Annotated in this window: 10 protein-coding genes; all 10 read left to right on the forward strand. The window is 45.2% G+C overall.

The annotated features are described in order from the left end of the window. Positions 1-40: 40 nt before the first annotated feature. Positions 41-280 carry a DUF3134 domain-containing protein gene (locus tag JGK16_RS05950; RefSeq protein WP_293157481.1) on the forward strand — a complete coding sequence of 80 codons (240 nt, stop codon included), beginning with the start codon at positions 41-43 and terminating at the stop codon, positions 278-280. A 257-nt stretch (positions 281-537) separates the two neighbouring features. Beyond that, the gene (mraY, locus tag JGK16_RS05955) at positions 538-1,653 is read left to right on the forward strand and encodes a phospho-N-acetylmuramoyl-pentapeptide-transferase (protein WP_293182007.1); all 1,116 of its coding nucleotides are present in this window, start codon (positions 538-540) and stop codon (positions 1,651-1,653) included. A gap of 417 nt (positions 1,654-2,070) precedes the next feature. Further along, positions 2,071-2,778 carry a L,D-transpeptidase gene (locus JGK16_RS05960; RefSeq protein ID WP_293182009.1) on the forward strand — a complete coding sequence of 236 codons (708 nt, stop codon included), beginning with the start codon at positions 2,071-2,073 and terminating at the stop codon, positions 2,776-2,778. 164 nt (positions 2,779-2,942) lie between these two features. After that, the gene (locus JGK16_RS05965; protein ID WP_293189820.1) at positions 2,943-3,926 is read left to right on the forward strand and encodes a glycosyltransferase; all 984 of its coding nucleotides are present in this window, start codon (positions 2,943-2,945) and stop codon (positions 3,924-3,926) included. A 387-nt stretch (positions 3,927-4,313) separates the two neighbouring features. Further along, positions 4,314-6,173, forward strand: coding sequence for an NAD(P)H-quinone oxidoreductase subunit F (locus tag JGK16_RS05970; RefSeq protein ID WP_293182013.1), 1,860 nt, complete (start codon positions 4,314-4,316; stop codon positions 6,171-6,173). 104 nt (positions 6,174-6,277) lie between these two features. Further along, complete coding sequence (locus JGK16_RS05975; RefSeq protein WP_293182015.1) at positions 6,278-6,997, forward strand: carbonic anhydrase; 720 nt, start codon at positions 6,278-6,280, stop codon at positions 6,995-6,997. A gap of 257 nt (positions 6,998-7,254) precedes the next feature. Beyond that, complete coding sequence (locus tag JGK16_RS05980; RefSeq protein WP_293189819.1) at positions 7,255-8,760, forward strand: NADH-quinone oxidoreductase subunit M; 1,506 nt, start codon at positions 7,255-7,257, stop codon at positions 8,758-8,760. A 481-nt stretch (positions 8,761-9,241) separates the two neighbouring features. After that, positions 9,242-10,564, forward strand: a complete 1,323-nt coding sequence (locus tag JGK16_RS05985; RefSeq protein WP_293182019.1) for a CO2 hydration protein — start codon at positions 9,242-9,244, stop codon at positions 10,562-10,564. 201 nt (positions 10,565-10,765) lie between these two features. After that, positions 10,766-10,972, forward strand: a complete 207-nt coding sequence (locus tag JGK16_RS05990) for a hypothetical protein (RefSeq protein WP_293182027.1) — start codon at positions 10,766-10,768, stop codon at positions 10,970-10,972. A gap of 481 nt (positions 10,973-11,453) precedes the next feature. Next, on the forward strand, positions 11,454-13,748 hold a 2,295-nt coding region (locus JGK16_RS05995), incomplete at its 3' end, for an Ig-like domain-containing protein (protein WP_293189818.1).

A 13,748-nucleotide genomic window follows, 5' to 3' on the forward strand; every position in this document is an offset into this window, starting at 1 on the left:
TCGATCTCGATCGCGTCTTTGTCTTTAGAAACCGATAATCATGTACAACCCATCTCTGCGTCAAATACCTCGCCACTTACCTGCCGATGTAATTCCATTAAAGCAGCAATCTTCTCTTTTAGACTGGTTGGAATCTAACAATCGCCTCTTAGCAAGGGATGTCCAAGAACCCGACTATCTGCACGAAGAAGAAATTTCCGAGTTGATGGCAGTTGACGACAGTCCTTACGATGATTTAGAAGAAGAAGCAGAAGATGATGCGGGTGTAGGCGACGAATAACTGTAGAATGGTAAGTCGATTTTAGATTTTAGATTTTAGATTCACTTGCAGCTTCGTGAATAACCGGAAGCCGAACTTGAGTCTAAAATTTGGGGAGAATCGATTACTGAAGTTTAGGGCTTGTAACGTTTTTGGCTGGTCAACGAATCAACCAGAAACAGGGAAAAAAAACCAAGAGATTTCCCAATCTCCTGTATCCCACCCTATTCTCGAATTGTCAAATGCTTATTCTCAAATGGTGTGTGTTGAGGAGTGATATGGATAACTTTGTGGATGAGAAAATCCCTTTTACTATGCCTTTCAAACTTACAGGCAGGAATTTATTCCTGCTGCTGGGTTTGGGACTCGGCATTGTAGCGATCGGTTTAGATGTAGCAGCGGGTAGATTTTTGGATGCGCCTGCATCGCTATTTATGCCACTAGCTGTTTGTGCTCTCATTGCATCGGGTTTAGGTTATCTGGTTGTGCCCGTACTCCAGCAACTGAAAGCCGGACAAATAATTCGCGAAGACGGCCCCCAAGCCCACTTAAAAAAAGCGGGAACGCCGACAATGGGAGGCATATTTTTTGTGCCAGCAGGAGTCGTAGTAGCATTACTTTGGTCGAGATTTAACTCAGATGTTGTTGCCGTATCGGCTTTAACTTTAGCTTACGGTTTCATCGGCTGGCTCGACGATTGGCAAATTCTCCGTCGCAAGTCGAATAAAGGTATTTCACCTCGGATGAAATTGGCTTTGCAAGTAGGTTTTGCAGCTCTTTTTTGTCTGTGGTTGATGTTCCACAATCCAACTATTTCTACGAACATTGCTTTGCCTTTCGGTTGGGTATTGCCTTTAGGTTTCTTGTTTTGGCCGCTAGCTGGTTTTGTGTTAGTTGCCGAAAGCAATGCTACTAATCTTACCGACGGCGTTGATGGTTTGATGGGAGGTTTAGGTGCGATCGCACTTTTGGGATTAGGTGCATCTGTAGCATCAACTTCGCCAGAATTAATGATATTTTGTGTCTGCATTAGCGGCAGTTGTTTCGGTTTCTTAGCTCACAACCGCAATCCAGCCCGGGTATTTATGGGCGATACAGGTGCGTTGGCTTTGGGCGGTGCTTTGGGTGCGGTAGCTTTATTAACAAATAGCCTTTGGATATTATTAATAATCAGTGGGATTTTCTTGATTGAAACAGTGTCAGTAATTGCTCAAGTGGCTTATTATAAAGCTACAAAAGGCCCTGATGGCATTGGCAAGCGTCTTTTAAGAATGGCTCCCCTGCACCACCATCTAGAACTCTGCGGCTGGTTGGAAACTCAGGTGGTTGGTATCTTTTATTTAACTAACGGGGTGTTAGTGTTAATGATTTTGATGTTGGCTGGCAACAGTTAACAGCGGATTAGTAACAGACTTTACAGCATATGTAGCTGATATTTACAGCCATGTTGAAAAACAAATAAGATGCCCGTTACACAAGAACTTCATGCAGTTGTGGAACGGGCATCTTGCCCGTTTTAGATAGAATAAAAAAACAGGTAAGATGCCTGTGCTACTAATATTAAATCTAGCTAAATCACAGGCTTTCCGGCCTGTGCCACTAATATTAAATCTGTTGTGGAACAGGCATCTTGCCTGTTCCAAGCTCATAAGCTAAAATGATGATATAGCCTTTATCAGAAAGATGAGGTATGACTATAAATGGAGTTTTTGATGCGACCTCGCTTACTATATAATAAATATAAGAGGGCTCCCATCCCAACAACGTACCTCACTTTTTTGAGAACCGCTATAATAGCCCCAGTTAATGCAATGGAACTTAAAAAAAGACAGGGCAATATTTGGATAATTGCTTCATCTGCCAGCATTCTATTGCTAACTGTGAGTTCCTTTTTTTACTGGAAACTTGTTAGACTGGGTTATGCTGTTCCCATTCCCTACATTTTAGATGTTTTTTGCTTAAGTAATTGTCCGGCTGATGAGTTAAATGTTTTACATACCCAATTACCACCAGATAATTTATTCAACTACGGCAAACCCCTATCACAAATTTTAGGCGAACCGGATAAGTTAGATAAAAATAGAATTTCCATCCTGGTGGAAAAATCAAAATACAGATTGACTGTCTATGAAAACAAAAAGCCTGTCAAATCTTATCCTGTTGTATTTGGCAGCAATCCCGCAGGCGATAAACTAAAAGAAGGCGATTCGCGGACGCCGGAAGGAATTTTTAGCATAAAAGATTTTTATCCTCACGCAGCTTGGTCGAAATTTATCTGGCTGGATTATCCCAGCAAACAATCTTGGCGAAAACATATCAAAGCCAAGCAAGCAGGTACAATCAAATGGTACGATAGTATTGGCAGCGAGGTTGGGATTCACGGCGTGCCTGCTAATTCAGAGAAAATTATCAAAGAGCGATCGAATTGGACTTTGGGTTGCGTTTCTCTGGAAAATAAGGATGTTGACGAGTTGTATCAGTTTGTACAAAAAGGTACAGAAGTAGAAATTATTAGATAACTGGTTCGTAGTAAGGACTTTAGTCCTGATTGACTCAACAAGCAGCAGAGAGGACTGAAGTCCTCATTACAAACTGGCAAGAGAGGACTGAAGTCCTCACTACAAACTGGTTCGTAGTAAGGAATGCAAGTCCTGATTGACTCAACAACCAGCAGAGAGGATTAATGAACAGTGAGCAGTTTTTACCGATTGTTTCGGTTGTGGTACCTGTTTATAACGGGGAGACGGATTTGCCGGATTTAATTGAGTGTCTGCGATCGCAAACTTATCCAACAAACAGAGTAGAATATCTCTTAGTAGACAACAAAAGTCGCGATTACACTTCAACTATCCTTCAAGCAGCAGCCAAATCCCCCAAGCAAGAGGGATTCAATCAAATCACCATTCGCAATCTCACCGAAAATACGATTCAAAGTTCCTACGCCGCCAGAAATAAAGGAATTCGCGCCTCAACAGGCGAAATCATCGCCTTTACCGACGCAGACTGTCGCCCCGAACCTCAATGGTTGCAAAATTTAGTCGAACCATTCGCTAACTTAGAAATAGGAATTACCTGCGGTGAAATCCTCGCCCTTCCCGGTAACACTCTCTTAGAAAAACACGCCGCCCGCGAAAATACTTTATCTCAAAAACATACTCTCGCTCACCCTTTTTGTCCCTACGGTCAAACGGCTAACTTAGCTGTCCGCCGCCAGATTTTAGCACAAGTGGGTATGTTTCGCCCGTACCTTACGAGCGGCGGCGATGCGGATTTGTGCTGGCGGATTTTGCGGGAAACATCCTATAAAATGTATTTTGCCGAAAATGCGATCGCCCGACACCGCCACCGCAATACAATAAAACAGTTACAAAGTCAATGGCATCGTTACGGCGAGTCGAATAAATATTTGCACGAACTCCACGGTGTCGATTTGATGCGAGAATTCACCACAGGGGAATATTTGTATCGGCTGGCTAGATGGCTGTTAAAGGAATTGCCGGTTGCTACTGCTAAATGTGCGTTAGCGAAGCCCTCGAAGAGGATCGCCCGTGCCGATCTGGTAGATTTGTTAAATACGCCGATCGGTCTCATAAATGTCAGGGCAAGGGCGATCGGACAGCGACAAGCCAAACTCCCAGAACTAGCTCGGGAAATTGAGCGACTTTAATCCTTAGAAGAAGACTGGGCGGTTGAAACCGCGTCTATACAGGCAAAACCCGCCTCCGCGGGTTGAAGACCTATCCTATGTTATTCTCTCTTGAGTCCGCGGAGGCGGACATCGTTTGTGTAGGCGCGGTTTCAACCGCCGTCTGATCTTTACATCCGATAAGCACAGTTTATCTGTATATAAGTATGCTGAATTAGGAAATATGAAAATTTCAGGCAATCCTTAATATAAAATTAATAAGTCTATTTTGAAGCGCGCAGTTTCAGAACGACGAGAAACTCGCATTTACCCCCAAAATTTCTTTACTTCTGGCGAATGGCCTCAGCCTTCTGGCGTCGAGATTATTCTCAGATTTTTCAAGTTTTGTAACAATTACAGGTAGTGCCAATGGCTCAAATCCTACTCCAGACCGTTTGGTTTATACCTTGCTATCCACTCATCGGCGCATTTCTGTCGATATTGTGGTTTCCAGCAGTAACTCGCCGCACGGGGCCTAGACCCTCCGGTTACGTAAACGCCATCTTAACTTTCTTCGCTTTCCTTCACGGCGTCATCGCCCTGACAGCTATCTGGAACCAACCGGCACAACACCAGTTCATTCCCTGGCTGAATGTGGCAGGTTTAGACTTAACCATTCCCGTAGACATTTCTGCTGTCACCGTCGGGGCGACAGTTTTGATTACGGGACTGAATTTTCTGGCGCAGATTTATGCAGTCGGCTACATGGAAATGGACTGGGGCTGGGCTAGGTTCTTTTCCCTGATGGGGCTGTTTGAAGCGGGGATGTGCGGCTTGGTTTTGTCCAACTCCCTGTTTTTCAGCTACATGATTCTGGAAGTCCTGACTCTGGGAACTTACCTGCTAATCGGGCTGTGGTTCAATCAGTCTTTGGTGGTGACGGGCGCCCGCGATGCTTTCTTGACTAAGCGGGTAGGAGACTTATTCCTGTTGATGGGAGTAGTTGCAATTCTGCCGCTGGCTGGAACTTGGAATTTTGACGAATTGGCAGTTTGGGCTAAGACTGCAAACATTGACCCCACAGTGGCGACGCTGTTGAGTTTAACTTTGATTGCCGGCCCGATGGGCAAATGCGCTCAGTTTCCCCTGCACCTGTGGCTGGATGAGGCGATGGAAGGCCCTTTGCCGGCAACGATTTTGCGGAACACAGTGGTTGTGGAAACCGGTGCTTGGATTTTGATTAAATTGCAGCCCGTGATTGCATTGTCGCCCGTCGGGCTGAAGACAACTATTATTGTGGGTGCTGCAACGGCGGTGGGTGCGTCTTTAATTGCGATCGCCCAAATCGACATCAAGCGCACGCTTTCCTATATAGTTAGCTCTTACATGGGCTTGGTATTTATCGCCGTCGGCACCGGACAAACCCACACAGCTTTGACATTAATCTTTGCCTACACCTTAGCAATGGGTTTGTTGGTGATGAGCATCGGTTCAGTAGTTTGGAACAGCATCACTCAGGATGTCCGATATCTCGGCGGTTTGTGGGCGAAGCGGCCGATATCGGGAATATCGTTTCTTGTTGGCGCCGCTGGAGTGATGGGCCTGCCACCCTTCGGCTGCTTCTGGGCTTTATCAGAATTAGCAGGCGGGCTTGCTAAAACTCATCCTTCACTGTTAGTAGTAGTGCTGTTTGTGAACGGCGTGACTGCTTTTGGCTTAGTGCGCGTTTTCGGTTTAGTTTTCGGTGGCAAACCGAAGCAAATGACTGAACGTTCGCCCGAAGTTGCCTGGCCTTTTGTCTTGCCGATGACAGTGTTAATGGGATTTACCTTGCACGTCCCACACTTGCTCGCCGCCTGGGAATTACTGCCTTTGGCAACTTTGAATTATACTGCGGCCGGACTGTTAGCTTTGTCAAGTGCGATCGGCATTGGTGCCGGAGCATTTATTTACCTGAACGAAAAGTGGGAAAAACCAGTGCGAATTGGTTCTCAAGCCGTGCAAGACTTCTTTGCCTACGACTTTTACACCGCCCAACTTTACCGCGTGACCATCATCTTTGCCGTCGGTCTGGTTTCCCAAATCATATCCTGGTTCGATCGCAATATTGTTGACGGATTCGTTAACTTAATCGGTTTTGCCACAGTTTTCGGCGGGCAAAGCCTCAAATACAACGTTACGGGTCAAACTCAGTTTTATGCCCTGACAATTCTCTTCGGAGTGGCACTTTTAGGATTGCTCGTAAGCTGGCCTCTGTTGGCTCGCCTCTCGCTGATTGTGGGCGGGTAAAGAGATATAAAGTTGAAGATTTTAGGTGACACTTTTAACCTAAAATCTTAAATAAATGAAGTCTTGAATAAAGATTTCAAACTCAATCCAACAAGGCAGAATACATGAAAGACGATCGCAGACAAGTAAATCTTTCCCGGCGCAACTCCCTCAAATTTGTCGCAGGAGCAATAGGTACAGGAATACTCGCAGCACGAGTAGGTGCTGATGTGGCTTCACCCGAACCAGCAATTGCTCAAAATGACTTCACTCCCGATGTCGCTTTGGCAAAATTGATGGAGGGGAACAAGCGATTTGTTGACAGAAAACGCCAAAGTCCCAACCAAGACTTACCCCGCCTCGTTGAAGTTGCCAAAGCTCAAAAACCATTTGCTGCTATTCTCGGCTGTGCAGATTCCCGCTTTCCTTCTGAGATTATTTTCGATCAGGGATTGGGAGATTTATTTGTATGTCGCGTAGCCGGAAATGTGGCTACTCCAGAAGAAATTGGCAGCCTGGAATTTGGCACACTGGTGTTGGGAGCAAAAGTGCTGGTAGTAATCGGTCACAAACGTTGCGGTGCGGTAGATGCAACCATCAAAGGCGCTCAAGTTCCCGGTCAAATTGGCAGTTTGCTCGACGCAATTAGGCCTGCTGTAGAAAGCTCGAAAGGCCAAGCAGGCGATCGTCTAGAAAATGCCTGCAAAGCCAATGTGGTGCTGCAAGCTAAAAGATTGAAAGCATCTCCAGTTATCTCTAAGTTAATTGAGGAGAATAAACTGAAAGTTGTCGGTGGATATTACGATTTAGACACGGGTGCAGTCAATATTCTGATTGAGTCGTAAACAGTTGAGAGTTGATAGTTGATAGTTGATAGTTGTCAATTGTTAAATACCAACTGTTGAAAAACCTCTTGGGAAAGCAGTAAAATTTAAACTGTCTAAAAACTTAGATATTAACTATCAACTGTCAACTATCAACTATCAACTGTCAACTGTCAACTGTCAACTATCAACTGTCAACTGTCAACTGTCAACTGTCAACTGTCAACTGTCAACTGTCAACTGTCAACTGTCAACTGAATCTTCACTCTTCACACATTATGCTTAGTGCGTTGCTCTGGTTGCCCGCGTTGGGCGCTGCGGTAGTCGGGTTCTTGCCCGGAAAAATGAATGCGATGCGGGTGCGCTCCGTCGCTTCCGTCTTCGCTGCTGCCGTTTTCCTGTTGAATCTCTGGCTGCTAACTCAATTTGACACGACAAATTCAGGGCTACAATTTCAAGAATATTTGCCTTGGATTCCGCAATTGGGTTTGAGCTACAACTTGGGAATTGATGGCTTATCTTTGCCACTCCTAGTTTTAACCGGATTGCTGACGCTATTAGTGATTTACGGTACTGGTGAAGGTATGGCTCGCCCCCAGCTTTACTACGCTTTGATTTTGCTGATCAATGCGGGGGTGGCGGGAGCTTTGATGTCTCAAAATTTGCTGCTGTTCGTCCTATTTTACGAGCTAGAATTAATTCCTTTTTACCTGTTGATTGCGATTTGGGGCGGCAAACAGCGCGAATACGCTGCGATGAAGTTTCTGATTTACACGGCAGTTTCGGGACTTTTAGTTTTAGGCGGATTTTTGGGCGTAGCTTGGCTGAGCGGCTCTTTAAACTTCGATTACAGTGCAATTACTACTCAAGATTTGCCCTTAAACACGCAATTAATCTTGCTAACAATTGTCTTGTTTGGGTTGGCAATTAAAATTCCTTTAGTGCCCCTCCACACTTGGCTGCCGGATGCCTACGTGGAAGCTTCGCCAGCAACAGCAATTCTGTTGGGAGGTGTTTTGGCGAAGTTGGGAACTTACGGCTTAGTGCGGTTTGGTTTGCAGATGTTTCCCGAAACTTGGTCGATAGTCGCTCCTGGTTTAGCGATAATCGGTACGGTGAGCGTGATGTACGGTGCTTTGAGCGCGATCGCCCAAAAAGATATCAAGCGCATGGTAGCCTATAGTTCGATCGGGCATATGGGCTACATCCTCGTCGCCTGCGCCGCCGGCACCAAACTCGCCTTAATCGGCGCTGTCGGGCAAATGGTAAGCCACGGCTTGATTTTAGCCTTGCTGTTTTATCTCGTAGGCATCATCGAAACCAAAGCCGGCACACGGGATTTGGACGTGCTCAACGGCTTAATGAATCCGATGCGCGGTTTACCCACAGCGAGTTCGCTGTTAGTTTTGGGCGGCATGGCCAGCGCCGGAATTCCCGGTTTAGTCGGTTTTATCGCCGAATTTTTAGTATTTCAAGGCAGTTTCTCAGCATTTCCAATTCCGACTTTACTGTGCATTTTAGCCTCCGGGTTAACAGCAGTTTACTTTGTAATTCTGCTCAACCGCACCTGTTTTGGCAAGTTGGACAATGCCACGGCTTACTATCCTCCAGTGAAGTTTGCCGAAAATATGCCAGCCCTAGTTTTAGCGGCAATCATTTTCTTCTTGGGAGTTCAACCAGTGTGGCTGCTGAAGTGGAGCGAATCTACTACAAATGCGATGGCAGTAACTCTATCAACGGGCAGATATACTCAAGTAGCTGTCAGCTATCAATCTGAGAAATAGAATGGGAGAGGGGGAGAGCGGGAACTCAGAAAAATCTTTTTTCTTCCTTCTTACTTCTTCCTTCTTTTCTCTTCCATCTTCCTTCTTCCCTCAACATTCATCCATTGAATCGGTTAAACCCGCTATACAATTCGTTACCGAACTTCCCTCTGATATCATCTCCGGTGGACTGACCACAATAAGATTAGTTTGTAGTGCGGACTTCAGTCCGCAGCCGGAGCGGACTTAAGTCCGCACTACGAACTATTTTTGTTATGGTGATCGACCGGACATGATATGAATTCGGATTCTAATTATGGTAAAATAAAAACAACCAGTCAACTACCACCATAACTGTGTAAAAGTTTGGAACACCGCAAAAAATTCTAAATTCAGGTGCAGTTACAGCAATTTCCCTACTAGCAACTTCCAAGCATTGCGCTGCCGCAGACTTTGCGAATATTTCTAAATATTGAGATTCATTCAAACCAAGGAAGAAACAATGGTACAAACTCCTACTAAACCAGCAACTAAACTGCCTCCTTCCAAACACGAATTTGCCGAAGTCATTCACAGACTGGAAGCTGGCGGCGCGATGATTCCAGATACGCCGGAAAATCTGATGCAAATCATCGCGATTTGGAAGGCCTACGCGGTACCGATGGATTTCTATTGGCGGGATTTACTTTACATCGCGGAACGGGTATTTTTAAACCCACTTCCCTTCTTTAAATACTTCTTACCCCAGGAGTATTTAGACTTGCAAAATCACTATTCAGGTGACGGTGCAGATTTACGGATTTGGCGGGGGACTGGAAGCGCACACCCGGAACTTTTGGAGTTCATGGAAAATGGAGAAACTGGCAAAAAGCCACGTTTGTTTCACCATTTGTGGCACGATCGCATTAACATGGAATTTGCCGAAGAGTGCATGAGGTCAATGCTGTGGCACCGGGGGATGTACGTTCCTGTCAACCAGTTTGACCCCTATCTCGACAGCGACGAATACAAAGCAAATGCCGATCGCGCAATTAAAGCTTACTTCAAAAAAGACCCGTTCATGCTAGCCTTGCACAAAGCATTTCCCGAAATGTTTTTGGAACAGTGCCGCCAGATGTCTTATTACAGCAATCTCGGTTTATTCTGGGAAGTAATGGCACCCGTGTTTTTTGAAGTTTCGGACTTGTACGACGAAGGGAAAATTACCACAGTACCCCAGGCGATGGATTTCCTGGTAAATGGTATATTTGCGATCGCCGGTCGTCCGATTTACCACCACGTTCTCATCGACGGCGAAACCTACGAAATCATCCCAAAATCCAAAGGTTTCACTTGGCTGTACGAGGCAGCGCTACCCTACGTAGAATCGGTATTTTACCGCACTTCGCCGTTCCGGGGAACCAAATCTTACAACGCCCAAGCCAAGGAAGTTCCCGACGACCAAAAAGACTTCCACTACGGTATTTTGTATGCAGACAAATTCCCTGTAGGAACTGCCGGCATCCCGCCGACGCTGCTAGCCCAAGATATGCTGCACTTCCTGCCGCCTTATTTGATGGATTTCTACAGGCAGCGATGCCGCGGCGAAGATGATATCCTGAATCAGATTGGGGTGACGTTCCAGCGATCGATGTACTGCGTTACTTCGGCGGTTATTCAAGCTTTGCGGACGGCGCTGCTGTATCCTTTGGATGACCCGAATCCGAAACATTTGAAGGCAAATCGGGCGTTTTTCGAGTCTCAGATCGATCGCTTCTGCCGCCCGGAATACGGCATGAAATATGCGGCGAAGTTGAAAAACATTCAGACTTCGGATTACAAATAGTCATTGGGAATGGGCATCGGGCATTGGGAATGGGGCATCGGGCATTGGGAATGGGGCATCGGGCATTTGTTATTTGAAAAACTCTTAACAAGTAACGACGAACTATTACTGATTACCGATTACCTTTTTCCCGATTACCGATTACCATGCTTCATGTCCAATGCCCTATGCCCCATTCCCCATTCCCCATTCCCAATAACTATGAACAGCAAAGACCTAGCCAAATATATCGAAGCAACCGACGGCATTTCTAAACCATGGCTGTTGGTGCAACTCCGGATGAAAAAATTGCAAGAAAGGCGATCGCAAATTTCTACTGAAGAATATCTCAAAGAACTTACCGATCTTCACCAAGATTTAATGAATCTGGGCGAATGGTGGGTGGGAATTGAAGACGAAGTGTTTTAATTAATTACCGATGCGAATACACTATAGATTTTCATAACCTTTAAATTTGACTAAGGTTTTGCCAATCAAAGCAAAGATCGATGGGAGGTGACATGATTTGCTGGTTGTTTTTGATTTAAATTTGCGAGTGATTGCCCGATCAACATATTTTTATATACAATATTTATTGAGATTATTTAATGCTTGACATTATAAGGTTAATTAGGTCAAATTAATAATTATTTTATGTTGATTGATTCATATAAATCATCAGTAGGACTCCGTTAAGGTCTTAATCATCTAATCCGGCAGTCGGGTAGGATGCGTTAGCTTTTCACATTTTTTGTGATGTGTCAAGCGAATGGTCTGACGCACCTTACGACTGAACTAAAAGGCAGGTTATCGGTAGAGAACAAAATACTCTCCTGCTTGAATTTTGCACGGAGTTGAATGTGCTTGCCACATTCGATTGGATTCTTATATTAAATATAGGCACATCGAAATGGGACAGATAATTATTAATGAATTCCGCCGTGACGGTAGTTTTCAGGGCGATGAGTATGTCGAACTACTTTTGACAGAAGACTTAACTGCTGCTCAATTGCAAACTTTTTTTGTTGGCGATTCAACGGATCTAACAACAGTTAAATATTCTGCCTATCAGTTCATAAATATGGCAAGTATTGCTCCTGTATTCAAGGCAGGAACAATAATTGTGCTGGGCGGTGAGAGCGTAATTCCAGCGAATGAAATTACCTACAATCCAGTTCCCCGAGGAACTGATGCTGATTGGAACATTCAATTATTGATAACTAGCAATAAAGGTGGTGTATACCTTAATAATGTTTTAGCTCCACCTAACAACTTTGCAGGAAATTTTGCAGCAGATTCAGATCTTGTTTGGGTAGATACTAGCAGTACGGGAACTACTTCAGTTGATTCGATCGCCTGGCCAACAACTGGTTTGGGAGCATTTGGCAATGCAGCTAAGGTAAAAATTGCCGCTCCGACGAATAACGGTGATAATGTCGAATTCATGAGCGCGATCGGCGGTGTGAACAAAACCGCTAATTATGCTGTCAATAGTGTAGGTTCGATCGGCGTACCCAATTTCGGCATTAACACTATTTATATTAACAGCCTCCGCAACCCGCAGCTCAACAGCGCTCCAACTTTAACAAATTCTAACGCTAATAGTTTAACTGCAATTAATGAGGACATAGAAAATGTAGCTAACACGGGTTTTAGTATTTTCAATATCACTAGCCAGTTAGGCGCTGATGTTAATAGCGATCCGTTGGGTGTCGCAGTCACAGCAGCAGACAATACTAACGGCAATTGGCAATTTTCAACTAATGGCAATACTTGGACAAATTTTGGGCCATTGTCCCAAAGCTCAGCAACAATTCTCGGCCCGACGCCTCTTTATAATGGCTTGCTTGGCAGCACTCCCAGTTCTCAGAATTGGCTGTCTTTGACCAACTCCAATATTATTGCTCCTACCACTATTGCTTCAGAAATATTAAGCGGTAATGGAGTTAATTTAAACAGCACGGCTGCTAATAATATCTATGCTGGCTATACCAATAATCCTTTAAGTCCGTTATTTCCGCCGCTCGATCGCACGCAGGGATTTAGCTTATCTTTTAATCTGCAAATTATCTCCGAAGCCCGTATCAATGCCAATCGGGCGGGTTTTAGCATTGTTACCGTTACGAGCGATCGCAAAGCAATTGAAATCGGTTTCCAGCAGCTATCTGCAACTACGGGCAATATCTTTGCTCAAGCAGACGGAATTACTCCCAATCCGGGCGGACAAACGAATAGCTTATTTGTGGCTGCTGAAAATGCTGCTTACAATACAAATCTTGCTACTAACTATACTCTGAAAGTTTTAGGCGACAATTACTTTCTTTCGGACGGTAGTAATAATGTTATACTAACGGGGCCTCTGCGAAATTATGCTGCATTTACTGGCGCGATCGACCCCTATGAAACTCCTAATTTTCTATTTCTCGGCGACGACACAACCTCAGCTCAATCTAACATCAACTTGACGCGGGTTTCTCTGCAAACGCCTGCGAAAGTCCGCTTTGTACCCAACCCAAATTATTACAGTATCGCTGGCAGCGAACCAACAATTACGGTGCGGGCGTGGGATGGAACGAATGGAGTTGGTAACGGTACTGTGGGTGTGAACGCTTCAGTTACTGGAGGAACAACGCCGTTTAGCACTAATTCGATCGCACCGACGATCGCAGTTAATCCAGTCAATGATGTACCTTCGTTTGTCAAAGGGGGCGATCGCACTCTCAAGAGTAACTCCAGCGCGCAAACCATCCCCGGCTGGGCGACGGCGATTTCTCGGGGCCCCGCCAACGAGTCGGGACAAACTCTCGCGTTTCAAGTTACGGGGAATGACAATGCTGCTTTGTTTAGCGTACCACCTGCGATCGACTCGGCGGGCACGCTAACATTTACACCGGCCGTAGGGGCGATCGGCAGTGCTAAGATCGCTGTCAATCTCAAAGATAATGGGGGCGTAGCTAACGGCGGTGTCGATACATCCGCCAGTCAAACTTTCGTCATCAATCTCACCAACTTGCCACCTGCTGGACAAACAGACAATTACACGATTCCCCACACCAAGGTATTCAACCAGCAAGCCCCCGGAGTATTAGGCAACGACAGCGACCCTGACGGCGATATTTTGACAGCCAAGGTATTGTCAAATCCAATCAACGGCAAGGTCGATTTTAAGGCTGACGGTTCATTCAGCTATATTCCCAATCCGGGT

Source organism: Microcoleus sp. PH2017_09_SFU_O_A (genome assembly GCF_020738625.1).
Taxonomy (GTDB): Bacteria; Cyanobacteriota; Cyanobacteriia; order Cyanobacteriales; family Microcoleaceae; genus Microcoleus.

Coding starts and splice junctions, on each gene's coding strand:
- JGK16_RS05950 (WP_293157481.1), top strand. CDS start 41: ATGTACAACCCATCTCTGCGTCAAATACCTCGCCACTTACCTGCCGAT.
- mraY (WP_293182007.1), top strand. CDS start 538: ATGGATAACTTTGTGGATGAGAAAATCCCTTTTACTATGCCTTTCAAA.
- JGK16_RS05960 (WP_293182009.1), top strand. CDS start 2,071: ATGGAACTTAAAAAAAGACAGGGCAATATTTGGATAATTGCTTCATCT.
- JGK16_RS05965 (WP_293189820.1), top strand. CDS start 2,943: ATGAACAGTGAGCAGTTTTTACCGATTGTTTCGGTTGTGGTACCTGTT.
- JGK16_RS05970 (WP_293182013.1), top strand. CDS start 4,314: ATGGCTCAAATCCTACTCCAGACCGTTTGGTTTATACCTTGCTATCCA.
- JGK16_RS05975 (WP_293182015.1), top strand. CDS start 6,278: ATGAAAGACGATCGCAGACAAGTAAATCTTTCCCGGCGCAACTCCCTC.
- JGK16_RS05980 (WP_293189819.1), top strand. CDS start 7,255: ATGCTTAGTGCGTTGCTCTGGTTGCCCGCGTTGGGCGCTGCGGTAGTC.
- JGK16_RS05985 (WP_293182019.1), top strand. CDS start 9,242: ATGGTACAAACTCCTACTAAACCAGCAACTAAACTGCCTCCTTCCAAA.
- JGK16_RS05990 (WP_293182027.1), top strand. CDS start 10,766: ATGAACAGCAAAGACCTAGCCAAATATATCGAAGCAACCGACGGCATT.